This window comes from Mesorhizobium sp. M1423 (assembly GCF_040317575.1).
GTDB lineage: Bacteria > Pseudomonadota > Alphaproteobacteria > Rhizobiales > Rhizobiaceae > Mesorhizobium.
Window position 1 is genome coordinate 73409 of sequence record NZ_JAMYKU010000009.1, and the last position, 21465, is coordinate 94873.

At 62.1% G+C, this 21465-nt stretch carries 30 protein-coding genes and 2 pseudogenes; 21 read left to right on the top strand and 11 right to left on the bottom strand.

Annotated elements, in window-relative coordinates:
- Positions 1-40 precede the first annotated feature (40 nt).
- Positions 41-1351 (top strand): hemolysin family protein, encoded by a 1311-nt coding sequence (locus NKG95_RS13605; RefSeq protein WP_352846673.1) that lies wholly within the window; start codon positions 41-43, stop codon positions 1349-1351.
- 76 nt (positions 1352-1427) lie between these two features.
- Positions 1428-2165: a class I SAM-dependent DNA methyltransferase gene (locus tag NKG95_RS13610; RefSeq protein WP_353041094.1), complete on the top strand. Its 738-nt coding sequence runs from the start codon at positions 1428-1430 to the stop codon at positions 2163-2165.
- Between the two features lie 132 nt (positions 2166-2297).
- Here the strand turns inward: NKG95_RS13610 and arr are convergent, their stop codons facing one another.
- On the bottom strand, positions 2298-2705 hold the full coding sequence (gene arr / locus NKG95_RS13615; RefSeq protein ID WP_502913948.1) for an NAD(+)--rifampin ADP-ribosyltransferase: 408 nt from the start codon (positions 2703-2705) through the stop codon (positions 2298-2300).
- A 199-nt stretch (positions 2706-2904) separates the two neighbouring features.
- Here arr and NKG95_RS13620 point away from each other — a divergent pair, with 199 nt between their 5' ends.
- A complete protein-coding gene (locus NKG95_RS13620) occupies positions 2905-3198 on the top strand; it encodes a hypothetical protein (RefSeq protein WP_352639965.1) in 294 nt (97 codons plus the stop codon).
- Positions 3199-3251: 53 nt separating this feature from the next.
- Here NKG95_RS13620 and NKG95_RS13625 read toward each other — a convergent pair whose 3' ends face one another.
- Complete coding sequence (locus NKG95_RS13625) at positions 3252-3542, bottom strand: hypothetical protein (protein WP_352639966.1); 291 nt, start codon at positions 3540-3542, stop codon at positions 3252-3254.
- A 189-nt stretch (positions 3543-3731) separates the two neighbouring features.
- Here NKG95_RS13625 and NKG95_RS13630 point away from each other — a divergent pair, with 189 nt between their 5' ends.
- From NKG95_RS13630 to NKG95_RS13645, 4 genes are read left to right on the top strand one after another with little or no spacing between them, the layout of a single operon-like run.
- The gene (locus NKG95_RS13630; RefSeq protein WP_353021961.1) at positions 3732-4574 is read left to right on the top strand and encodes an N-acyl homoserine lactonase family protein; all 843 of its coding nucleotides are present in this window, start codon (positions 3732-3734) and stop codon (positions 4572-4574) included.
- A complete protein-coding gene (locus NKG95_RS13635) occupies positions 4571-5044 on the top strand; it encodes a MarR family winged helix-turn-helix transcriptional regulator (RefSeq protein WP_353041096.1) in 474 nt (157 codons plus the stop codon). Before NKG95_RS13630 ends, NKG95_RS13635 begins: the two co-directional genes overlap by 4 nt.
- Before the next feature lie 7 nt (positions 5045-5051).
- The gene (locus NKG95_RS13640; RefSeq protein WP_353041098.1) at positions 5052-5276 is read left to right on the top strand and encodes an SRPBCC family protein; all 225 of its coding nucleotides are present in this window, start codon (positions 5052-5054) and stop codon (positions 5274-5276) included.
- Positions 5240-5500, top strand: a complete 261-nt coding sequence (locus NKG95_RS13645; RefSeq protein ID WP_353041100.1) for an SRPBCC family protein — start codon at positions 5240-5242, stop codon at positions 5498-5500. The genes NKG95_RS13640 and NKG95_RS13645 overlap by 37 nt, the downstream gene beginning before the upstream one ends.
- 58 nt (positions 5501-5558) lie before the next feature.
- Here the strand turns inward: NKG95_RS13645 and NKG95_RS13650 are convergent.
- Positions 5559-6121, bottom strand: a pseudogene (locus NKG95_RS13650) (GFA family protein).
- Positions 6031-6876, bottom strand: a complete 846-nt coding sequence (locus NKG95_RS13655) for an NAD(P)-dependent oxidoreductase (protein ID WP_353041104.1) — start codon at positions 6874-6876, stop codon at positions 6031-6033. The pseudogene NKG95_RS13650 and the gene NKG95_RS13655 overlap by 91 nt, the downstream one beginning before the upstream one ends.
- 142 nt (positions 6877-7018) lie before the next feature.
- On the opposite strand from NKG95_RS13655, the gene NKG95_RS13660 reads away from it, so the two are divergent.
- The 4 genes from NKG95_RS13660 (at position 7019) to NKG95_RS13675 (ending at position 11311) form a co-directional block, all read left to right on the top strand.
- Positions 7019-7357 (top strand): winged helix-turn-helix transcriptional regulator, encoded by a 339-nt coding sequence (locus NKG95_RS13660; protein WP_352639970.1) that lies wholly within the window; start codon positions 7019-7021, stop codon positions 7355-7357.
- A 231-nt stretch (positions 7358-7588) separates the two neighbouring features.
- Entirely contained in the window at positions 7589-9634 is a 2046-nt protein-coding gene (locus tag NKG95_RS13665) for an ABC transporter ATP-binding protein/permease (protein ID WP_353041106.1), read from the top strand.
- A 306-nt stretch (positions 9635-9940) separates the two neighbouring features.
- A complete protein-coding gene (locus tag NKG95_RS13670; protein ID WP_353041217.1) occupies positions 9941-10414 on the top strand; it encodes a VOC family protein in 474 nt (157 codons plus the stop codon).
- Between the two features lie 120 nt (positions 10415-10534).
- Entirely contained in the window at positions 10535-11311 is a 777-nt protein-coding gene (locus NKG95_RS13675; RefSeq protein ID WP_023719131.1) for a class I SAM-dependent methyltransferase, read from the top strand.
- A gap of 70 nt (positions 11312-11381) precedes the next feature.
- On the opposite strand, the gene NKG95_RS13680 is transcribed toward NKG95_RS13675, so the two are convergent.
- The gene (locus tag NKG95_RS13680; protein ID WP_353041108.1) at positions 11382-12266 is read right to left on the bottom strand and encodes a transcriptional regulator GcvA; all 885 of its coding nucleotides are present in this window, start codon (positions 12264-12266) and stop codon (positions 11382-11384) included.
- A gap of 192 nt (positions 12267-12458) precedes the next feature.
- Here NKG95_RS13680 and NKG95_RS13685 point away from each other — a divergent pair, with 192 nt between their 5' ends.
- The 6 genes and pseudogenes from NKG95_RS13685 to NKG95_RS13710 all read left to right on the top strand — a co-directional run bounded on the left by NKG95_RS13685 (position 12459) and on the right by NKG95_RS13710 (position 15574).
- Positions 12459-12644, top strand: a complete 186-nt coding sequence (locus NKG95_RS13685) for a DUF1127 domain-containing protein (protein WP_352483125.1) — start codon at positions 12459-12461, stop codon at positions 12642-12644.
- Positions 12645-12716: 72 nt separating this feature from the next.
- Positions 12717-13202: a VOC family protein gene (locus tag NKG95_RS13690; RefSeq protein WP_352483124.1), complete on the top strand. Its 486-nt coding sequence runs from the start codon at positions 12717-12719 to the stop codon at positions 13200-13202.
- A gap of 35 nt (positions 13203-13237) precedes the next feature.
- Positions 13238-13966, top strand: a complete 729-nt coding sequence (locus tag NKG95_RS13695; protein ID WP_023719135.1) for an SDR family oxidoreductase — start codon at positions 13238-13240, stop codon at positions 13964-13966.
- 238 nt (positions 13967-14204) lie between these two features.
- Positions 14205-14639 (top strand): FKBP-type peptidyl-prolyl cis-trans isomerase, encoded by a 435-nt coding sequence (locus NKG95_RS13700; protein WP_353041110.1) that lies wholly within the window; start codon positions 14205-14207, stop codon positions 14637-14639.
- 90 nt (positions 14640-14729) lie between these two features.
- A pseudogene (locus NKG95_RS34290) lies at positions 14730-14813 on the top strand (helix-turn-helix domain-containing protein); the annotation flags it as partial.
- Between the two features lie 83 nt (positions 14814-14896).
- Positions 14897-15574: an HAD family acid phosphatase gene (locus NKG95_RS13710; RefSeq protein ID WP_353041114.1), complete on the top strand. Its 678-nt coding sequence runs from the start codon at positions 14897-14899 to the stop codon at positions 15572-15574.
- A gap of 49 nt (positions 15575-15623) precedes the next feature.
- Here the strand turns inward: NKG95_RS13710 and NKG95_RS13715 are convergent, their stop codons facing one another.
- On the bottom strand, positions 15624-16604 hold the full coding sequence (locus NKG95_RS13715) for a quinone oxidoreductase family protein (protein WP_353041116.1): 981 nt from the start codon (positions 16602-16604) through the stop codon (positions 15624-15626).
- A gap of 98 nt (positions 16605-16702) precedes the next feature.
- Here NKG95_RS13715 and NKG95_RS13720 point away from each other — a divergent pair, with 98 nt between their 5' ends.
- Positions 16703-17095, top strand: coding sequence for a winged helix-turn-helix transcriptional regulator (locus NKG95_RS13720; protein WP_352639978.1), 393 nt, complete (start codon positions 16703-16705; stop codon positions 17093-17095).
- A gap of 73 nt (positions 17096-17168) precedes the next feature.
- Here NKG95_RS13720 and NKG95_RS13725 read toward each other — a convergent pair whose 3' ends face one another.
- Complete coding sequence (locus NKG95_RS13725; RefSeq protein ID WP_352494901.1) at positions 17169-17774, bottom strand: NADPH-dependent FMN reductase; 606 nt, start codon at positions 17772-17774, stop codon at positions 17169-17171.
- Positions 17775-17864: 90 nt separating this feature from the next.
- Between NKG95_RS13725 and NKG95_RS13730 the strand changes: the two genes are divergently transcribed.
- On the top strand, positions 17865-18233 hold the full coding sequence (locus tag NKG95_RS13730; protein WP_352494900.1) for a winged helix-turn-helix transcriptional regulator: 369 nt from the start codon (positions 17865-17867) through the stop codon (positions 18231-18233).
- Between the two features lie 50 nt (positions 18234-18283).
- On the opposite strand, the gene NKG95_RS13735 is transcribed toward NKG95_RS13730, so the two are convergent.
- Entirely contained in the window at positions 18284-18604 is a 321-nt protein-coding gene (locus tag NKG95_RS13735) for a hypothetical protein (protein WP_353041118.1), read from the bottom strand.
- A gap of 142 nt (positions 18605-18746) precedes the next feature.
- Positions 18747-19142 carry an acyl-CoA thioesterase gene (locus tag NKG95_RS13740; RefSeq protein ID WP_023678380.1) on the bottom strand — a complete coding sequence of 132 codons (396 nt, stop codon included), beginning with the start codon at positions 19140-19142 and terminating at the stop codon, positions 18747-18749.
- Positions 19143-19503: 361 nt separating this feature from the next.
- On the opposite strand from NKG95_RS13740, the gene NKG95_RS13745 reads away from it, so the two are divergent.
- Positions 19504-19932: a YybH family protein gene (locus NKG95_RS13745; protein WP_353041120.1), complete on the top strand. Its 429-nt coding sequence runs from the start codon at positions 19504-19506 to the stop codon at positions 19930-19932.
- A 146-nt stretch (positions 19933-20078) separates the two neighbouring features.
- On the opposite strand, the gene NKG95_RS13750 is transcribed toward NKG95_RS13745, so the two are convergent.
- Positions 20079-20315 (bottom strand): hypothetical protein, encoded by a 237-nt coding sequence (locus NKG95_RS13750; RefSeq protein ID WP_353041225.1) that lies wholly within the window; start codon positions 20313-20315, stop codon positions 20079-20081.
- Here NKG95_RS13750 and NKG95_RS13755 point away from each other — a divergent pair.
- A complete protein-coding gene (locus NKG95_RS13755; protein ID WP_353041219.1) occupies positions 20235-20714 on the top strand; it encodes a GNAT family N-acetyltransferase in 480 nt (159 codons plus the stop codon). The genes NKG95_RS13750 and NKG95_RS13755 overlap by 81 nt on opposite strands.
- A gap of 35 nt (positions 20715-20749) precedes the next feature.
- Here the strand turns inward: NKG95_RS13755 and NKG95_RS13760 are convergent, their stop codons facing one another.
- Positions 20750-21430: a hypothetical protein gene (locus NKG95_RS13760; RefSeq protein WP_353041122.1), complete on the bottom strand. Its 681-nt coding sequence runs from the start codon at positions 21428-21430 to the stop codon at positions 20750-20752.
- Positions 21431-21465: the final 35 nt, after the last annotated feature.

The following is a 21465-nucleotide window of genomic DNA, read 5'->3' on the forward strand; positions in this document are numbered from 1 at the left end:
CCTATTTTCGAAAACCGCGTGGCAATGCTATGGACCCGGCATGCTTTATGCTGAAATAGCCATCGTGGTCGTCCTCATCTGTGTGAACGGCCTTCTGTCGATGTCCGAGCTCGCCATCGTCTCGTCGCGGCCGGCGCGGCTCAAGGCGATGATCGACCGCAACGTCAAGGGCGCCGGCCGGGCTCTGGCGCTCGGCGCCAATCCGGGAAAATTCCTGTCCTCGGTGCAGATCGGCATCACTTTGGTCGGCGTCTTGTCCGGCGCCTTTTCCGGCGCCACGCTTGGCGAGCGGTTGGCCACCTTCCTGGCGTCGGCCGGTATCCGCGAAAGCCTCGCCGACCCGCTCGGCGTCGGCATCGTCGTCGCCCTAATCACCTATGGCTCGCTGATCATCGGCGAACTGGTGCCCAAGCAGATCGCCTTGCGCGACCCCGAACGGGTCGCCGTCAGGGTCGCTCCGGCAATGACCATCCTCGCCGGCTTCTCGGCGCCGCTGGTCTTCCTGCTCGACTTTTCCGGCCGTGCCCTCCTGTGGCTGCTTGGCCAGCGCGGCCAGAGCGAGGAGAAGGTCACCGACGAGGAGATCAAGATGCTGGTCGCCGAGGCCGAGCACCACGGCACCATCGAATCCGACGAACGCCGCATGATCGCGGGCGTCATGCGGCTCGGCGACCGTGCCGTGCGCGCGGTGATGACGCCGCGCACCGAGGTCGACTGGATCAATTTGCAAGCCGACGAGGCCGCCATCAGGAAGCTGCTGATGGATACCCAGCATTCGCGCCTGCCGGCCGGCGACGGCGGCGTCGACGCCATGATTGGTGTCGTCCAGACCCGCGACGTGCTGGCCGCGATGCTGGGCGGCCGCGCCCTGGACCCGCGCCGGCACGTGCGCACCGCCCCGATCGTGCATGACCAGGCCGACGCGCTGGATGTGCTTGCGACGCTGAAGGAATCCGACGTGCCCATGGCGCTGGTGCATGACGAATACGGCCATTTCGAAGGCATCGTCACCCCAGCCGACATACTGGAAGCGATCACCGGCGTCTTCCGCTCGGACCTCGATGCCGGCGACGAGGAAAACGCCGTCAAGCGCGAGGACGGCTCATGGCTGCTCGCCGGCTACATGCAGGCCGACGAGATGGCGGAGGTTCTCCGCATCGACCTGCCCGAGAACCGCGACTACGAAACCGTCGCCGGCTATGTGCTGTCGCATATGCACCATCTGCCGGCGACCGGCGAATGCGTCGACGCGCAAGGCTGGCGCTTCGAGGTCGTCGACCTCGACGGCCGCCGCATCGACAAGCTCATCGCCACCCGACTGCCCGGCGCCCACCGCGAGGTCGTGCGGTAACGATCGACGCGACTTATGGGCTATATGCTCGCGGCGACACCGCTCGCACAATCAAAGTTGATTGGGAATACCGCCTATGGTCGACCACCTTTTCGCCGACCCGTATCTCGCTGTCGTCTACGATGCCTGGCACCCGAGATCTGCGCGCGACGACTATGATTTCTACCTGCCCCGCATTCTAACAGCAGACGCGGTGCTTGATGTCGGATGTGGAACGGGCACCCTCCTTCACGAGGCACGCCTGGCCGGACATTCAGGGCGGCTCTGCGGCATCGACCCAGCACCCGGCGTGTTGAATCGCGCACGAACGCGCACGGATATCGAATGGGTCCTCGGCGATCTCCAATCGGCCGGCTGGACAGCCGAGTTTGATCTCATTGTGATGACGGGGCATGCATTCCAGGCCCTTGTCAGCGACGAAGACCTGCGGGATTTGATGGCGGCTGCGCGACAGGCCCTTGTGCCAGGCGGATGCTTCGCGTTCGAGACGCGGAACCCTTCTGTGCGGGCGTGGGAGCGCTGGACACCCGAAAATGCGGTCGTCGTTGAGCTACCTGACGGGTCTCTGGTGCAGATCACAACAGAGGTGATCATGCCGTTCGATGGACAGACGGTGACATTCACCCACAGGTTCGGCGGAAAGCATCCGAGCCTTCCGCAAGTTAGTCGCAGCACCTTGCGATTCCTCGACACGGACGCCTTATCGAGCCTGCTGGGGAACGCGGGGCTACGGATCGAACAGCAATTCGGCGGCTTTGACGGCAGCCCACTTGGCCCTTCGAGCCCCGAGATCATCACGTTCGCGACGAGATGAAAAGGAGCATCCGCTCTCCAACCTGCAAGGAACGACAACTCGCGGACCCATTGCGGACGTGGAGCCGTATTTCGCGGCGACTGCCGCCGACCGTAGGTCAGAGCCAAGCTTGGCAATCGCAGGATTTAGCGATCAATCGATCGCCTCGATGCCTTGCGCCTTCAGCCGTTCGATATGGTCCTTCATCTCTTTCAGCCGCTCCGGGGAGTGGCCCTGCCACTTGGCGACCTCGCTCGTGATCCTGAGCGGCTCGCGGGAGCGATAGGACTGCGTCGGATTGCCGGGAAATTTCTTGTCCGTAAGATTGGGGTCGTCCATGATCGGGCCGGTTGGCTCCACGATGTAGATCCTTTCCCGCCCGTCACCAGCGGCCAGCTCGGCACCCCAGATGGCCGCATCCAGAGTGCCGGTCAGATAGACCCAGGCTGCCTGCTTTCTCGCGCCGTAATTGGAGCTGTAGCCGGCTTCTATCAGGTCTCCCGGTTTAAGGTCGACCCGGGTGCCGTGGTAGAATTGGCGTGCGTTGTCGGGGGCTGTCATCGGCTCGCTACCCATCCTCGCTGTCTCAGGCATCATGGTGCCGTGGTGCGCACTATTTCATGCACGTCACCAAATCAAGCATCTGGCCGTGCGGTTATCGGCTCCCGACACCCATTCCGGTTGTCCCGCCCGATGCACGCTATCGGTCGGCTGCCGGTGCAGGTATTATCGGCGCCCTGTACGTTGCTAGGGTGGAAAAATGGATCTGCAAATCTTCAGGGATTCGATTGCAAAACCACAGCCGCCAGCCGGCTTGAGCCCTGCCCTGCAGGCGCTGTGGTGGGAGGCAAAGGGCGATTGGGCTAAGGCGCACGAATGCGCGCAGCAGCGCGACGATACGGCGGGCATGCACGTGCATGCCTATCTCCACCGCAAGGAAGGCGACCAGTCGAATGCCGAATATTGGTATCGGCGCAGCAATGCCGCGCCGTCGACCTCAACGCTTGACGAGGAATGGGAAGAGTTGGCGCGTGCACTTCTAGGGCAAAGCTGACGCCTGCTCGGCCCCTCGCAAAATAGCCGGTCCTGCAACCACTCGCCGGGGCTTCAGCTGGCGCCCTGTGGCTTGTCCCTGCCGTTCCATTCCGCAGTGCGCGCCCGCGCCTCTTCGGCGATCAGCTTGAACTCCCGCATCTTCGCAGCCTCGATGGCGAATGCGCTGCTTGGCAGGACGCCGGGGTCCTCCTGACTGTTCTGAAACTGAAAACGGGCCTCCAGTTCGGCCCATATTCGCTCGGGTGCCGTATCCTTGCTGGCAAGCAGTGCGACGACCAGCGCCAAAGTCTCGCGCTGGGCGTTCAGCCGCCCTTCGATCTCTTCATTCGGCAATTCGGACATGCGGGTCGCTTCCAGTTTCTGGCTCAACGGCAAAATCGCACCCTTGTTCCGGAATTCAGCGCCTGCGCGATCGGGCTGAGCGGCAGATGCTCGCGATCGCCATCGCGCTGATCTTTTCTCCTCCGTCCTATTGACTCTTAAATATATGACGTGTCATACGATGACATATCATCTAATGGAGAGGAAAAAATGAAAGTACATGCCATCCGGACCGGGTCGGTCCGCATCAAGACGGCCCAGATCGAAGGACGCGGTCATGGGCTTGCCAGCATCTTTGCCGACAGGAACTGGTCCGGCTGGTTGCCGACCTTCGCCTGGGCCATCGAGCATGACGAAGGCGTCATTGTAGTCGACACTGGACAGGCGGCGCATCTGCTGAACGGGCACGGACGCTCGCTGCATCCGTTCTTTCGCTGGGAAGTGCACTTTCGTATCGAGCCGGAAGAAGAGATCGGGCCGCAGCTGCGTGGCCTGGGTATCGGGCCGCGCGACGTCAAACGGGTGGTGCTCACGCATCTGCACATGGACCACGATGCGGGCCTGGTGCATTTTCCCCATAGCGAGATACTCGCCGCCCCCAGTGAGATCGACACGGCGTCGGGTTTCATGGGAATGCTCCGCGGCTACCTGCCGCAGCGCTGGCCCGACTGGTTCAACCCCATACGGCTCGAGCTCGACGACGGGCCGTTCGGCCCGTTTGCGGCGAGTAAGCGCTTGACCAAAGCGGGCGACGTCATTGCGATCGCTACCCCCGGTCACACTGCCGGTCATCTTTCGGTGCTGGTGGAGGATGGCGACGCAACGCTCTTTCTCGCCGGCGACACCTCATACAACCAGGCACTGATGCTTGCCGGCAAGGTGGACGGCGTGGGACCCGATACCCAACTTGCCGCGACGACCCTGAGGGCCGTCCGGCAGCTCGCCCAGCAGCGGCCGACGATCTATCTGCCGACCCATGATCCGGAGAGCGCCGTGCGGCTGGCGACGCGTCAGCTGGTGACCGCCCCGCTCGAACTGGGAGCGGCGGCATGAAACCGGAAGAGGAGCTGCGATTCCTCATTCTCGGCGCCCAGCGCGAAGGCAACAGGCTGCTTACCGACTTGCTCTCGCCGCTTGGCGTCACCCCTTCCCAGGCTGAAGTCATCAGCTGCCTGAAGGCCGGCGGACCAATGTCGCTCAATGCCGTTGGCAAGCTGCTGGTCTGTGAGACCGGCAGTCCGAGCCGGCTGGTAAGCACGCTGGTCGAGCGGGCGCTCGTCGTCAGGCGCGAAAACCCGGAGGACCGCCGGGAGGTGGAACTCGAACTGACACAGGAGGGGCACCGGCTCGCCGCCGAAATCCGGCAGGTCGAATCCCGGCTTTACGGATGGCTGGGCCAGCGGCTCACCCTGGACGAGATCACAACCGCCGTCGGGCTGCTGCGAGTTCTGGTCGCCGGAACAGCTGCCGGCAACGCAATCACCCGGCGCGATGGGCCATCATCCGATCTCCCGAAGGAATAAGTCACAAATGTTCGACATATCAATCGAGATCGACAGGCCTGCCCAGACCGTCTTCCGTCATATCGAGGATATTGAAGCGGCTCCGGCCTGGTACTCGGCTGTGCAGTCGGTAGCCAAGCTCACGCCCGGCCCGGTCGGGCCCGGCAGCGCTATCGCTTCAGCCGCGACCTTGCCGGGCGGGTCCTCGAAAACATCGTGGAGGTCACCGAGTTCGACGTCGATGCACTGCTGACTTTGTCCAGCTTGAGCGGGCCGACGCCATTCACCTACCGCTCTCGGCTGGCGCCGACAGGCCACAAAACGCATCTCCACCTCGAGGGTTCGATTACCGGAAAAGGGCTTCCCGGGCCGATGGCGCTTCTCGCGCCGCTCGCGTCCAGCTTCTTCGAACGCGGCATGCGAACAAATCTTGAGAGCCTGAAGCGAATTGTAGAGACTGCTCGTCCAGCAGAGTGAACCCTGAATGTCTGTTGCAACTCTGTGCCAGCGTCTGCACGCATCGCCATTTCGCTCCTCAAGCGACCTTGGGCAAGCCTTCCAAACAAAGCCATTTATGTTTCCTGTCAGGCCAGTGGAGCGTTGCCGGGGCCGGAAAATGCGGGTCCTCCAGACAGCCGACCGAGACCGACAGCGCATCCCCCAATCCTTCTGCCCGCATGAAGACGACCGATCCGCAAATGGTGCAGAATGTCTGCTCCAACCATTGTCCCGACGACCCGGTTCTGCGCCACGATCTGGTCTCCCTTTCTGTCCGACGAGGGCCGCGTTGGCGTAGATGGCCCGGTACGAAAACGCCGTGCCGGTACATCGCTGACACTCCAGGCAACTGCACGCGTAGACACCCCGCGGCTCTCCGGTGAGGATAAGTTCCACCGCCCGGCATGAGCAGGTCGCGGTTCGTCTCGTCTTACCGCCGCTATGCATTTGCCGTTTTCCTGCTCTGATGCGGTGAGCCGTTCCGAAACAGAGGCGCGAGAGATGCAAAATCATCTTCCATGCGCCCGAGCGAAAGCGCCTGCCGAAAGATCGTATCCATGGCGCGAGGCAATACCCGCGTCGAGCCCTCGCTCCTCGCATGCCTCGAGCAGGTGCTGGAAGGCGCTGTAGTGGGCGCCCAATGATGCCAGCGTTGCGTCGTCGCCGGCAAAGCGCCTGGCATTTGTCCTATCGACCAGGTCGAAGAGAGCCGCATCGACCACCGGCTTGAATGCCGAGAGATGGCTCCGGAACATCTCCAGGCTGAGACCTTCGACCTCGGCAATAGCCATCCCCTGCAATGCTCCGAAGAGCCCGCCCCACATCTGGGTGAGCAGTGCGGTATCAAGCGCGGAAGCCTGGCCGGGAATCTCCCCGACAAAGCTGGTACCGCCGCCGAGCGCGAAAAGCAGGGGCTTGTGCGCCTCGTAAACGTCGCGGGAACCCGAATAGAGCAATGCAGTCTCGGGTTTTCCGATGAAATCCGGAGTGGCCATGATTGCTCCGTCCAGATATCCGGCACCATGCGCCTCCACCCAGCGAGCTTCTTCCCGCGCCAGGCGCGGTGAGCCGGAGGTGAGTTGCACGACGGCTTTACCGGCCAATACCGAAGCGACGCCGTCCTGCTTCAGCAAAGCGTCGCTGGCGGCATAGTCGAGAACATTGATGATCACGACATCGGCTGCTCGGAATCCATCCGCCACCGAAGGGGCGACCGTCGCGCCCAAAGCCGCCAACGGGCCACATTTTGCCGCGGTCCGATTCCAGACCCATGTTGGATAGCCGTAGCCGAGCAGCGTTCGAACAATGGACGAGCCCATTCGGCCCGCGCCGAGCACGCAGACATTCGATATCATGATGACTTCTCCGATAGGCGTTGGCCCTCGCGACGAGGGTTCGTTTATGTTTGGCGCGCCCAAGCCGAAGATATAAATTCTCAATGCGCTGAGAAGTACGCACCTCGAGGTAAGCGAGCGCTATCATGACAGGGACTGCCAAATGAGATGCAAGGAACCGGACAGCTGCGGTTTTGCCGCCGCACTGCAGGCCATCGGCGGAAAATGGAAAACCTCGCTGCTGTGGGAACTGCATCTGCGGCCATACCGCTTCGCGGAACTGCGCCGGTTGTTGCCCGGCGTCAGCGAGAAAGTGCTCACGCAACAATTGCGGCAGATGGAAGCCGACGGCCTGATCAGCCGGCGCTCTTACGACGAGGTTCCGCCGCGCGTGGAATACTCGATCACGCCGCTGGGCTTTAGCCTGAACGATGCCGTGACAGTGATGTCGGCGTGGGGAAAGCACCACGAAGCATGGAAATCCCAGCGGAAGGCGGCCTGAGGCAGTCGCTTCGGGAAAAGCGATGTCAGGCCGACCTTGCAGCTAATTTCGCGCGACGCTTCTCCATGCGATGCGCCTGCCGGCGGAGCTGCGTCGCGGTCACAGGAGCCGATGCAGGAGCGAGGCCGCTACGGCAGCCGGCAATCATGAGCGAAACCCAGGCGCTGTTGGCAGCTGACCATCTCGAGCGGACGCTATGAAACCTTCTGATTTTTAAGCCGTTATCGCCGGATGCCCGAGGCTAGATTCAAGCCGAAATCGGTTGACGCCGCCCAATTGCGCGATGCCGAGAAGTCGCGCCACGAGAAACAATCGACTGTCGAAGCCGCGTCCGAGGTCGTCGGCGAGGCCGCGCCGCCGCCGGATTTCATCGAACCCGATCCGGAGCTGACACCCGAAGAGGCCGAGCAGGCGCGCAAGAGGTACCTGCTGAAGCGTTTCTGGATCAGCGCGCGCGGTTACTGGGGCAGCATTGGCGATAGGCTCGCTTGGCCGTGCACGATCGGGCTGTTGGTCCTGATCGTCACCAATGTCGGCTTCCAGTATGGGATCAATGTCTGGAATCGCGCGATTTTCGACGCCATTGAGCAACGCAACGCCCATACCGTATATCGGCTGAGCGCCGTTTTCGTGCCGCTCGTGCTCGGAAGCACAAGCCTTGTGGTGGCACAAGTCTTCTTTCGTATGACGATACAGCGCCGCTGGCGCTCCTGGCTCACCACCGCAGTCATCGCACGTTGGCTCGCAAGCGGCCGCTACTATCAGCTGAACCTCGTCGGCGGTGACCACAGCAATCCCGAAGCCCGCATCGCCGAGGATTTGCGGATTGCCACAGAATCGCCCGTCGATTTCATTGCCGGTGTCATCGTCGCATTTCTGTCGGCCTCGACCTTCATCGTGGTGCTGTGGACGATCGGCGGCGCCTTGACCCTGCCGATTGCAGGTTCGACCGTCACCATTCCCGGCTTCCTGGTCGTCACCGCGGTAATCTATGCCGCAATCACGTCCACCTCGATGGCGGTCATCGGCCGCCATTTCGTCCACCTCTCCGAGGAAAAAAACCAGGCGGAAGCTGAGTTCCGCTACACGCTGACGCGCGTGCGGGAAAACGGCGAGAGTATCGCATTGCTCGGCGGCGAGGAGGAGGAGCGCAGCGGCATGGACAAGACATTCGCCCATGTGCTCAGGCAGTGGGCGCTCCTTGCAGGCCAGCACATGCGCACAGCGCTGGTGTCGCAGGGGTCGAGCCTGTTTGCGCCGGTCGTGCCGGTTCTGCTTTGCGCTCCAAAGTTTCTCGAAGGCAGCATGACACTTGGACAGGTAATGCAGGCTGCCTCGGCCTTTGCCATCGTGCAGGGCGCGTTCGGATGGCTGGTCGACAACTACCCCCGTCTCGCTGATTGGAATGCCTGTGCACGGCGCATCGCCTCGCTGATGATGTCGCTCGACGGGCTCGAGCGGGCGGAACAGAGCAACACCCTTGGACGCATTAAGCGCGGCGAAACCGAAGGCGATGCGATGCTTGGGCTGAACAATCTCTCCGTGTCGCTCGACGACGGTACCGCCGTGGTCAAGGAAACCGAGGTCGTGATCAAACCAGCCGAGCGGGTGCTCGTTGCCGGCGAATCCGGCTCAGGCAAGAGCACGCTGGTGCGGGCCGTCGCAGGCCTGTGGCCGTGGGGTAGCGGCAGCGTCAACATCCACGCCGACAGACGGTTGTTCATGTTGCCGCAACGGCCTTACATCCCCACCGGGACGCTTCGCCGCGCAGTCGCCTATCCAGGCGCCGCCGACAACTGGACGCTGAAAAAGATCAAGGCGGCTCTCGACAAGGTGGGACTCGATTATCTCAGCGCCAAGATCGAAGAGGACGCGCCATGGGACCAGACCTTGTCGGGTGGCGAAAAGCAGCGGCTCGCCTTCGCGCGTCTTCTGCTGCACAGCCCCGATATCATAGTGCTGGATGAAGCAACCTCAGCACTTGATGAGAAGAGCCAGGACAAGATGATGGAGATGATCATTCGCGAATTGCCGAAGGTCACCATCATCAGCGTAGCGCATCGCGCCGAGCTGGAAACCTTTCATAGCCGCAAGATCACGTTGGAGCGTCGCGAGGGCGGCGCAAAGCTTGTCAGCGATATCGATCTCGTCCCGCGCAAGGGCAGACGGAACTTGCTTGTGCGCCTCCTGAGGCACCGGGGCGCCCAACCGAAAGCCAGCACGCCCTTGAGCAAAGCGGCGCTGCCCCAGACAAAGCTGCCCCAGACAAAAAAGTGAAGGCCACCGGTCGGGACCCGGCGGACCGTCGCCCGTTCGAGTCACTGCCCACATCTGGTCTTAAAAGTGCCAGCCGTGATACCTTGATGCCGTGCAGGTGTTGCTGTCGGAACGTCAGATGGCACGAGCGCATTCCATTTTCGTAGTGCAACGCCGAGGCTGGCTGTGAAACGCCCCGAGGACAGGAAAATGGCCGGATTGGCTGCAAAAGCCCGGATTGACTTCAAAGGTCCGGGTTGATTTCAACAGCCCAGGTTGATTTCAAAAGCCCAGGTTGATTCAAAAGCAAAGGGACCAGCAATGACAATCGCCAAGAACACGATTTGCCTTTGGTACGACAAGGATGCCGAGGCTGCGGCCCGCTTCTATGCCGACACTTTTCCCGACAGCTCGGTGAAATCCGTCCACCGTGCTCCCAGCGATTATCCATCCGGGAAGGCGGGCGACGTGCTGACGGTCGAGTTCACGGTCGCCGGCATCCCCTGCCTCGGCCTCAATGGCGGTCCCGCGTTCAAACACAACGAAGCCTTCTCCTTCCAGATCGCCACCGACGATCAGCAGGAGACCGACCGCTACTGGAACGCCATCGTCGGCAATGGCGGCCAGGAAAGTGCCTGCGGTTGGTGCAAGGACAAATGGGGCATCTCCTGGCAAATCACGCCGCGCGTTCTGACCGAGGCGATGGCTGCCGGCGGCGACGAAGCAAAGCGCGCATTCGAGGCGATGATGGAGATGAAGAAAATCGACGTTGCCGCGATCGAGGCAGCGCGGCGCGGCTGATAGTGCTGGGGTGACCCGAAGCAGAAGTCGGTGCATCACCCGGCTGAGGAGATCATCGACAAGATCAGAGCGGAGCGGCTGGGAATGCCGCCGTGCCCATCATGTCCAGGCAGGCGTGCGATGGTGTTGAACTGCGCCGAGTTTTACGACGCCGAGCTGCGACGGCACAACGAGGTCTTCAGGGCTGCCGTCAAGGCGGGAACGCGTGATCGCGTGCTCGATATCGGATGCGGCTCGGGACAATCTTCTCGCGATGCTGCCCGCGTCGCGGTGGAAGGCAGCGTGCTCGGGGTGGACGTATCGGCCGAGATGCTCGAGTTCGCCCGGAGGCGTAGCGCGGACGAGGGATTGCGAAACGTCGCCTTCGAGCGCGGCAATGCGCAATTGCTGGCGTTTCCGCCTGCCGGCTTCGATCTGTGCATCAGTCGCTTTGGCGTGATGTTCTTTGCCGATCCGGCGGCGGCGTTCGCCAATATCGGCCGGGCGATGCGACCAGGGGCACGTCTTGTGTGGATGGTATGGCAGGGCCAGGACCGCAACGAGTGGGCGACTGCCATTCAGCGGGCGATTGCGCCGGGGACCGCCATATCGGCAGCCGCCGCCACCCCGTTTTCACTCGGTGACCCCGTCATCACCGCGGAGGTCTTGCGTGCGTCCGGTTTTGTTTCGGTCGACTTTGCCGAAGTGCATGAACCGGTTTTCTATGGCCTGGACGTCGACGCGGCTTATGACGCTTTGCTTGGCCTGCAACTGGTGAAGGATCCGCTGGCTAGCGCGGATGTGGATGTCGCTGCGGCGCTGCGGCGGTTGCGCGAACTGCTCGACGCGCGCTTGACCGCGGACGGCGTGCTTTTCGACTCGCGTGCCTGGATCATCACCGCAGTTCGGGCGAGCTGATAGTAGCGGTTTTTCGGACATTGATCTGTAGGCGAACTGTCCCCTCGGCTCGGCCTTCCCGTCACCCCATTTACGGCGTGACTTCCGAAAGCAGCCAATCCCGAAAAGCCCTGACTTTGCGCTGACGGATCGCCGCTGGCGGGTAGACGAGATAGAAGCTGGAGGGGGATTTCAGGGCGTGGCCGAAGGGCCGGACAAGTCGCCCGGCGGCAAGGTCGGCTGCAACGAGCATGGTCCGGCCGAGCACCACCCCTTCGCCTTGTGCTGCCGACTCCATGGCAAAGGTGGCAGAGTCGAAGGTAATCCCGCTCTGCGGGTCCACGCCCTCGACCCCGGCGCTTGCGAGCCAGGTCGCCCAGTCGATCGGAAAGCTGTCACGGATCAGCGTGTGATGTTTGAGATCCTGAGGCGTGCGGAGCGGATGTGCACCCTCAAGAAGCTTTGGGCTGCACACTGGAAACACCTCCTCGCCGGTCAAAAACTCTGACGTGAGCCCCGGATAATTTCCGCTGCCATAGCGGACCGCGACATCGATGCCGTCGCCGAGGAAATTGGTCAGCTTCCCGCTCGTCGAAACCCGCACATCGATGTCGCCATGCGCGCGGTGAAAGCGATAGAGGCGTGGCACCAGCCATCTCCCCGCGAAGCCATCGGAGGTACTGACGTTCAGTGTCGAGCTCGAATAGCGGGCCGTTGCTGCAGCGGTGGCGGCGGCCAACTGGTCGAGCACCTCGCGCACCGCCCGCGCATAGGGCTCGCCGACGGCGGTCAGGCTCACCGAACGCGTACCGCGCTCGAACAGCTGCACACCGAGCTGATCCTCAAGGTTCTTGATCGCCCGGCTGATGGCGCCGTGGGTGACATGAAGTTCCTCTGCCGCCTTGGAGAAACTCAACAGGCGCGCCGCGGCCTCGAAGCTCGGCAAGGTGGTGAGGGGAGGCAGCTTCCGGGGCATGATTCGATACCTGCATGTGTGAGCGTTGCTCACATACTGTCGCCGATAAGTCGTTTGTCGTCCAGACCGGAAGACGGCATGTTTGCTCACGTAATCAGTCATCCGCCGCCGCTGCAAGAGGCAAGTCTGATGTGACTGATACTCTCGCTGACGAAAGTCGCGGGGCAACCGCCCACATCCACGGAGAGCACCATGAGCGCCAAACGAGTTGAACCCATCGTCGACGTCCTGACCGGCATGGCCGGCCGCATCCTCGCCTCGAGCAGCCGGCGCCGGACCGAGCGGCTGATTGCACGCTTCTCGACCCGCCGGCTCGAAGACCTCGGGTTTGCCCGCGACTGGGACGGCTCGATCTATCGGCAGTCGGACCGCCGCTAGCCTGAACGAAAGTAACGGCGGACAGGTTCTTCGCGAAAGATCGCTGTCGCAAGGAATTAACGGAGAACGGACATGGCCACCATCCATCCATTCCTCTGGTTCAACACCGACGCCAAGGAGGCCCGCGATTTCTATCTCTCGGTCTTCAAGAACGGCAAAGTGCTCGAGACGATCGAATACACCGACTGGGTGTCCGGAACCAACAAGACGGTCCCGCATGCCACCTTCGATTTCGAGCTCGAGGGACTGCACCTTACAGCGCTCAACGCCGGGCCGCAGCCGCCCTTCAACGAGCGGCTCTCGCTCTACATCGAGACCAAGGACCAGGCCGAGACCGACTACTACTATGAGGCGCTCACCGCCGGCGGCGGCAGGGAACAACCCTGCGGCTGGCTCACTGACAAGTTCGGCGTCTATTGGCAGGTCATCCCGGAAATCCTGCCGCGGCTCAGTGCCGATCCGGATCGCGAAAAGGCCAACCGCGTCCGGCAGGCGATGTATGGGATGCGCAAGATCATCATCGCCGACCTCGAAGCCGCCTACGCCGGCAAGGCTTGACCCTCACCTACATCGCAAACGAATGGAGACCTCCCGTGACATCGCTCGTGGACAGGAAAGTCATCGTCGTCGGAGGCAGTTCCGGCATCGGTCTTGGCGTCGCGGAAGCTGCGCTCAACAGCGGAGCTAAGGTCGTGATCGTCGGGCGGTCGCACGAGAAACTGCAGGCCGCCGAACGGGCGCTCAATGCGGGTAATCGCGTGACAAGCTTGGTCGCCGACATGACCGACGAAGCGGGCGTCGCTCGCCTGTTCGACAAAGTCGGTGCGTTCGATCACCTCGTATCGACAGCCGGAACACTGCCGCCCGGCGACCCCATCGAGCGCGCCGACATGGAGGCGGTGCGGCGCTTCGTCGACAACAAGCTGATTGGCGCCGTCATGCTCGCCAAGCACGCGGTGCGCACCCTGAGGGCCGACGGCTCCATGACCTTCACGTCGGGTATCAACAAGGACAAGCCGCCGGTGCCGGGAGGCTCAGTCGTCGCGGCGATTGCCGGCTCATTCAGCTACTTCGCCCGCGCCCTGGCGCTCGAACTGGGCCCGACGCGCGTCAATGTCGTGTCGCCCGGATGGGTCGACACACCGATGTGGGACATCGTTGGAGAAGCCAAATCCGGCTTCTTTGCCGACATGGCTGCCCGGTTGCCATCGAGAAAAATTCCGACCGCTGCGGACGTCGCCGCCGCCTACCTCTACCTCATGGAAAGTGACTTCACGACCGGCGAGACAATCCGCATCGATGGCGGCCATAACCTGATCTAGCCGCCATTTGCACGGCGCCTGAATGGGTTGAGGCGGCATGACCGCTAGTCCGGCGCACTCCTGCCGAAGGTGGCGAGCGCCGGCGGCGTCATACCGGCGTAGCTCAATCGGGGTTTACATCGGCAGCCAGGCACCTAGTGTTAACGTTTCGCGCCGTGCACTTTGAGTGCGTGGATGATCGAGGACGGGACCGTGAGCTCTGGCCGGCCCCTCAAAACCTTCCAAAAGGATGACTACCATGACACAGGCCAAGAATGGCGACACCGTGCGCATCAATTACAATGGACGCCTGGCAGACGGCACCCAATTCGATTCTTCCGGCAACGAACCGCTGCAATTCACGCTGGGTGAAGGACAGGTGATTCCCGGTCTTGAAATCCATGTCGAGGGCATGGAGGTGGGCGCGAAAAGCACCGTGACTGTTCCCGCCGAGGCCGCCTATGGCCCCCACCGCCCCGAAGCGGTCATGACCGTTGACCGCGCCCGCGTACCAGACAACATCAACGTCGATATCGGCACTCGATTGCAGGTCAGAACCCCAGAAGGGCGCCCGATGCCGGTAACAGTCGTCGGCGTGGACGACGCCAGCGTCAAGCTCGACGGCAATCATCCGTTGGCCGGGCGGGATCTGGTGTTCGACGTTGAACTGGTCGAGATCGTTCAGGCGGCGTAGGGCACGGTCAAGGCCGTGTTGGCTATGACCTGGGGTGACGCACTTGCGCCGGAGATTTCGACGGTGCGTCACCTGTCGGAGGAAAAGACCGCGAGCAGCGCGGCGTTCGCGGTCGGTTACGAAAGCGTGTCACAATTCACCCGGGAGCACGGTCGTCTGTTCGGTCTCGCTTGACAGCGGACTTCTCGTGACCGCAAAGTCTCGTGATGCGGGCGATTGGTTGGAATAGAATTGCGCGTGTCGGGGCAATCGTGCTGATGATCGGCACAAATGTTCCTGTGCCGGCACGTTCCGATTCGCTCCTTCTCACAAGCCCGTCCCAGCCAGCCAATGTCGGCGATGCGATGCTGGCGGCCGCCAATTATCATGATTCCGGCGACTATGATCGCGACCTTGCCGCAGTGGCGAAGCAGGCCGGCGACTGGGTCGTCAAGCGCGCGACGGAGGTGCCTCGCCCCGCACTGGTGCTCGACATCGACGAGACGGCTTTGGCCAACTGGGAAGTGATCACACGTGACAATTTCGGCCGCCCGATCAGCGGCGCCTGCGATATCGCAATCGACGGTCCCTGTGGCTGGGCCGCCTGGGACCAGCTTGCGAAGGATCCGGCCATCGACCCGGTGCTGGAGGTCTTCCGGCAGGCGCAAACGGCGAAAGTCGCGGTGTTCTTCATCACCGGACGTCCGGAGGACCAGCGTCAGGCAACCGAACAGAACCTGCAGTCGGCCGGCTATGCCGGCTATGAGCACCTTTACATGGTCCAGCCTGGGGCCAAATACGGCTCCGCCGCAGATTTCAAGGCACCCATAAGGGCCGAAATCGAAAATGCCGGCTACACGATAATTGCCAATGTCGGCGACCAGCCATCCGACTTGTTCGGGGGGCATGCCGAGAAGCTGTTCCTGCTGCCAAATCCGTTCTATCGGGTTCGCTGACGGCCGGAACGGCACAAGCCCGGATCCCCGGCTCCTTGCCGAGCACCTACTAGGGTATCAAGACGACCTTGCCGGTCGCGCCGCGCTCCTCCAGCAGGCGATGCGCCTGACTGGCCCGGTCGAGCGGGAAGCGACCGCCGTTGGTCACTTTAAGCTCACCATTTGCCGCCAGATTGAAGAGCCCCGACAGGCCGTCACGGAGCACGTCTGGAGAAAGCAGCGGCAGCAGTGCAAAACCCCTCAGCGACTGGTTGCGGCCGATCATCGCCTCCATCTCCGGGGCGCCGAGCGCGTATCTGCCAAGTGCGGCAAACGCCAGCTCTCCGCGAGGTGCCAGAGCCTCCAGCGCAACCGCCGTCAGCGGGCCGCCGACAATGTCGTAGATTATGTCGACGCCGGCGCCGCCGGCCGCTGCCCGGACGCGCTCTGGCCAGTCCGTTTTGCTGTAGTCGACGGCAACGTCGGCCCCCAGCGACAAAGCAAGATTGAGCTTGGCCTTGCTGCCGGCAGCCGCGATGACATTGCTCGCCCCTGCCCGCTTCGCAAGCTGGACAAGCAACGAACCGACGCCGCCCGCGGCAGCGGCGACCAGCACCGGTTTGCCGGCCGGCGGGCTTTGCCGCGACAGATGCAACGCCGTCAGTCCTTGCACCATCAATGCCGTCGAGGCTTCGAACGAGAGCGCATCCGGCAAGGGCACGGCCAGGCTTGCGTCAATCGTCACATAATCGGCATAGCCGCCTAACGGGCGGCTCGAGGCGAACAACGGCGCGGCGACGCGCGTGCCGAGCAAGGAAGCATCCACCCCATGCCCGAGCGCCTCCACGATCCCGGCGGCCTCGACGCCAAGGATCATCGGCAGTTGCGGCGTCACCGCGTAGCGATCTGCGCGCATCAGCACTTCGAAGAAATTCACCCCGGCCGCACGAACGCGGACCAGGACCTCGCCGGCTTGCGGCTCGGGCTTCGGCACCTCAACCATTTCGAGAACGTCAGGGTCGCCGAAACGGTTCAGTTGAATGGCTCTCATCACATGCACCGATCGTTATTGGCATCGGCCGCTGTTTGCCACTATCTGCCTGGCTTCGACCACACACCGATTTGTCCGCCGCTGACCGGGAGGTGACCATGGCCAAGCTGATCAAGAGACTGCCGATGCTGCCGGCCGAGCGCGCGCTGAAAGTGATTTCGGGCCGCTGGAAGGCGATCATCCTCTACCATCTCTTCGACGGGCCGCGGCGGCTGTCGGCGCTGCAAGGGTTGATGCCCAATATCACGCAGAAAGTGCTGATCCAGCAGCTTCGCGAAATGGAAGAGCACGGCCTCGTTCGCCGCGAGATCTTTGCCGAGATTCCCTCGCGCGTGGAATATTCGGCGACGCGGCTCGGCCTCAGCCTCGAGCCCATCCTGCTGGCACTTTGCCAGTGGGGTCAGCACCACGCCGACGAGTTGAATGAGATGGACCGCCTTGCCGATTGCATCATCAGGCCAAGGCAAGCGCAGGACGCGCATGCCGTCTGAAAAAAGGGCGGCGCATGCGCCGCCCTGAATCCTTGGGAGAATTAATCCCTGGGAGGATTGTTCGAACCTGCGCTCAGGCCGCCTTGACTTCCTCGGCGACGGCATCGGCCTGACGCGCCGTCTTCAGTACCCTGGCCCACCATGCAATGTCGTTGACGAGCGCGGTTGCCGCCTGGTTGAGGTGCTCGAATTCATCGAGCTTCTTCTCACCTTGCTTGACCGCAAGGAACTCGGCCCAGGCGATGTGGACGGCGGACTTCACCGGCGCCATCTGCAACTCGATCGCATGCAGCCTCAGCTGCTCGACCGCACGCGCGCCACCAACGCTGCCATAGCCGACGAAGCCGGCCGCCTTCTTGTTCCACTCGTTGGCGGCGTAGTCGATGGCGTTCTTCAGCACGGCCGTCGGGCCATGATTGTATTCGGCGGCGGTGAAGATGAAGCCGTCGAATCCGGCGACCTTCTTTTGCCAGCGCTGCGCCACTTCGTTCTGCGACGGCGCCCAGGCGGAGGATGCGACCTCATCGAAGAACGGCAGCGGGAAATCGCGCAGGTCGACGACTTCGACATCGATGTCGGCATGCGACCTGGCGATCTTGGCAATCCATTGGGCCGGGACGTCGGCAAAGCGCGCGGCGCGGGTCGAACCAATGACGATGGCGATTTTGGGTTTTGACATAGAGGGGCTCTCCTTACAGGAATACTGGTATCGTTTAGATACCTGCGCTATATGAGTAACTGGCCGCTCAATGTGCAAGGAGGCACTTTTTTGTTACCAAGGCACCCGCACCGCACCGAGGACTGCCGCGCCATCTCGGAAATCCTGCAGCGCGTCGGCGACAAATGGACCGTGCTCGTCGTCGGCAAGCTCGGCGACGGGCCGCTGCGTTTCAACGAGCTGCGCAGCGCGGTCGGCGGCATTTCACAGAAGATGCTGACCACCACTCTGCGCGGGCTCGAGCGCGACGGCTTCGTCACGCGCACCGTGTTCCCGACCATCCCGCCGCGGGTCGACTACGAATTGACCGACCTTGGCTACGAGCTTCTGGTGCCGGTCGGTGCACTCGGCGAATGGGCGCGCAAGAACACCGAGCGTGTCAAGGTCGCGCGCGAAAAATTCGACGCCATGCACAGCTGAGCCCTTGCGCTGCAAGGGTTTGAACCTGACGGGGATCCTCCGGATGAGCCCTACTGCTGTAATTGCATCTTGCTCTTCGGCAGCTTCTCGATCCGGTTCCATTTCGGGTTGGGACTGACCACCTTGCCGCCAATCGTGCAGGTCGTGGTCGTCTCCTTCCGGCAATTGCTCACCGTCGTACCGCTGGTGTCGCATTTCGTCGCCGAGCAGATCTCGCACTTGGCCGCCTGCCCGTTGATGGTGCGGTTTTCCGACGTGCAGGTGGCGCCTGGATCGCCTTTTTTGACCTCGGCAAAAGCGCTTGCGGACGACAGGCAGAGCAAGGCTGCAAACGCACCGGCCGGGGCAGCGTTCAGCATGTGTTGACGCATTGTCTTTCCTCCCAAGATCCCGTCGCTCGCGCTGCAGGCGCGCATGCGGGAACCCGTTGGTCAAAGACCACGCCGGATCGCTGCCCGCATCCCCCGCGCGGGAGAGACGGCTGTTTAAATCCATCTTCTGGAATCAGGCCGGTCAGCCTTCCGCGGGAACCGCCTTCGGCTTGCCTTCGCCGTCCAGCGCCACCATGACGAAGTCGGCATGGGTGACCTTCTCCATCAGGTCGGAGAGATAGCGCTGCGCCCAGGCCTCGACCTTGAGCGTCATCGAGGTGCGGCCGACGCGTTCGACATGCGTGTAGATGCACAGCGTGTCGCCAATCTTCATCGGCTTGGCGAAGGACATTTCCTTCACCGCCGCCGTCACCACGCGGCCCTTGGCGCGCTCGGCGGCGCGGATGCCGCAGGCGAGATCCATCTGCGCCATCACCCAGCCGCCAAAGATATCGCCCGCCGCATTGGCATCGGAAGGCATGGCCAGCGTCCGCAGAGTCAAATCGCCGATCGGCCGCCCGTCCGCGTAATGCACCATGCGGGAAATCCTTCGAGATCGATTGTCCCATCCCGTATCGGGGTGGCGACGATGCGTCAACGCACCGTCGGGAATGTCGCAGTTTGAAAATTCGGCTACGAGCTCAATGAGCCGTTGGGCGTACGTTGCCGTCGACCGCTCAGCGGGTGAAGCCGACCGCGGGAGGTGTCGGCGCTTTGTGGCGTCACCATGCATGGTCCCGCCGGATTCTCGCGACGCCGTACGCCAGGATGACTTTCGTTATCGTTTGAAAGGGTGAACGCTGGTTGTCGGGGAGCACCATCGGTGGTTACCCTGATGACGACGCGGGAGGACAGCTCACGCCCGGCAAGCGGGCGAAATGATGAGATTGGAGGAGACGATGCCAGGTGATGAAACCGCGATTAGGGAATTGCTGGACAGTCGATCGGCTGCCATGGGCGCCAAAGACATCGAGTGGCTTATGTCCCTTTACTCCGATGACATAGTCTATTTCGACCTCGTACCGCCGCTTCGGTATGTGGGATCGAACGCCCTTCGCGAGCGGTTCTTGGATTGGTTTCCTCGCTGGTCTGGTCCGATTGGCCAGGAGCTTGGCCAACTGGATGTCGCAGCCGGCGACGCGGTTGCCGCCGCATGGATGCTCATCCGAGCGCACGGCACCATGAAAACAGGCGCGAATGTCGACTACTGGGTGCGCGTGAGCAATGCGTTTCGTCGATCTGGAAACAGATGGACGATCACGCACGAGCACGTTTCCCTCCCCGTCAACATGCGGAGCAGGACAGCAGTCCTGGATTTAACCCCATAGGGTCGCAGGGACAACGTTGGACAAGGGATTTGATATCGTTTCTACACGCCTACGGAAAGCGACAGACTTGAGGGCCAGTCGCCTCTTTCAGAAGGGAAGCCAGAAGCCTCAGTGACGCCAGAGGCGCGCGCTGTCTGGGATAGAGCTTAATTTCCAAAGCCGCCCGCGTCCATCATGCGGACCTGTGATTTCATCGTGAAGAACATGACATGAAGCTCACCTTTCACGCACTGACGCCCGATCTGTGGCCGGCGCTCGAGGACCTGTTCGGCGACAGCGCCGTCTGCAGTCGTTGTTGGTGTATGTACGGGCGGATCGGTCGTTCTTATCGAAAGCGGCCCGGCGAGGAAAACAAGGCGGCGTTCCGGCAAGCCGTCCAGCATGGTCCGCCTCCGGGTTTGCTTGCTTTCGACGGCGATATGGCTGTCGGCTGGTGCCAGGTGACACCGCGAGATGCCCTGCCCTGGCTCGATCGGCTATGGCAGCTCAAGCGCGTGGACGACAGGCCGGTCTGGTCCGTGTCCTGCCTCTACGTGCGAAAACAATACCGCCGGCGGGGCGTAACATCTCAGCTGATTGCGCAGGCCCTGGAAGTCGCAAGGCGCGCAAATGCCCCTGCACTCGAAGCCTATCCTTTCGACGCCGAAATATCGCCGAGCGCTTCCGGCAGCGGATATGCCTCCACCTTCGCGCGCGCCGGGTTCAGGGTCGTCGCCCGCAGGACGCCGGCCCGCCCGATCATGCGCTATGATTTCAAGCAGATTGCTGATCATCGCCCGTGATCGCAGCTTGAAGTTCGGCTATGGGTGGAAAGTTGTCATCCAGCCGCTATTGCACCCGCTTCGCTTCTCGCTTTTGCGAGGATGGTCGTCTCCGGCGCAATGGCAAATTGCTCACAAAATGCATCGATGTGATGCTGGCCCCGATCCGCGTCTCCAATGGCAACAAGGGCCAAGCCCCAGGCGAGGTCTGTCTGCACATAGTTTTCCAACGAAAAACGTCGAAATTTCATCTTTGATCGTCGTTCGAAACTAGCAGCAACGTCCTTTAGTGTGGTGATTCTGGACCAGTCCCGCTGGGCAGCATTGAGCGCCGCCAACGCGGCGCGTTCAACCCGATAGGCGCTATCGTTACTATAGAATGAGCACCAGTTGGGAATCCGGCCCGATGAATCAATCGGGTCAATGCAAAGGTCAAAATTCGCTGACTTCGCCGTTCTTTTCCACCGGAGGCTTCCGCCTCTGAAAATTGGTACAAAGTCGATCGAGACGCCCCAACAGGCGGAGAAGGTCATGCCTTTCAGCGCCTGAAATGTCAGCAGATAGCGTATGTGATCTGTTGGACGGCCAGCCCAGAACAAATCCCCTACTCGTTGAAAATCGGATGCCAAGCCGCCTTCCAATGCTCCAGCGGCAATGTCGCCCAACGCTTTACCATGCTGAGGCGCACGACCGAGGTCTGGCTGCCGACGAAATCTTTCGATCAAGCTGGAGAACATCTAACCTCTTCAACGGCAATCGTAATGTTGAGCGT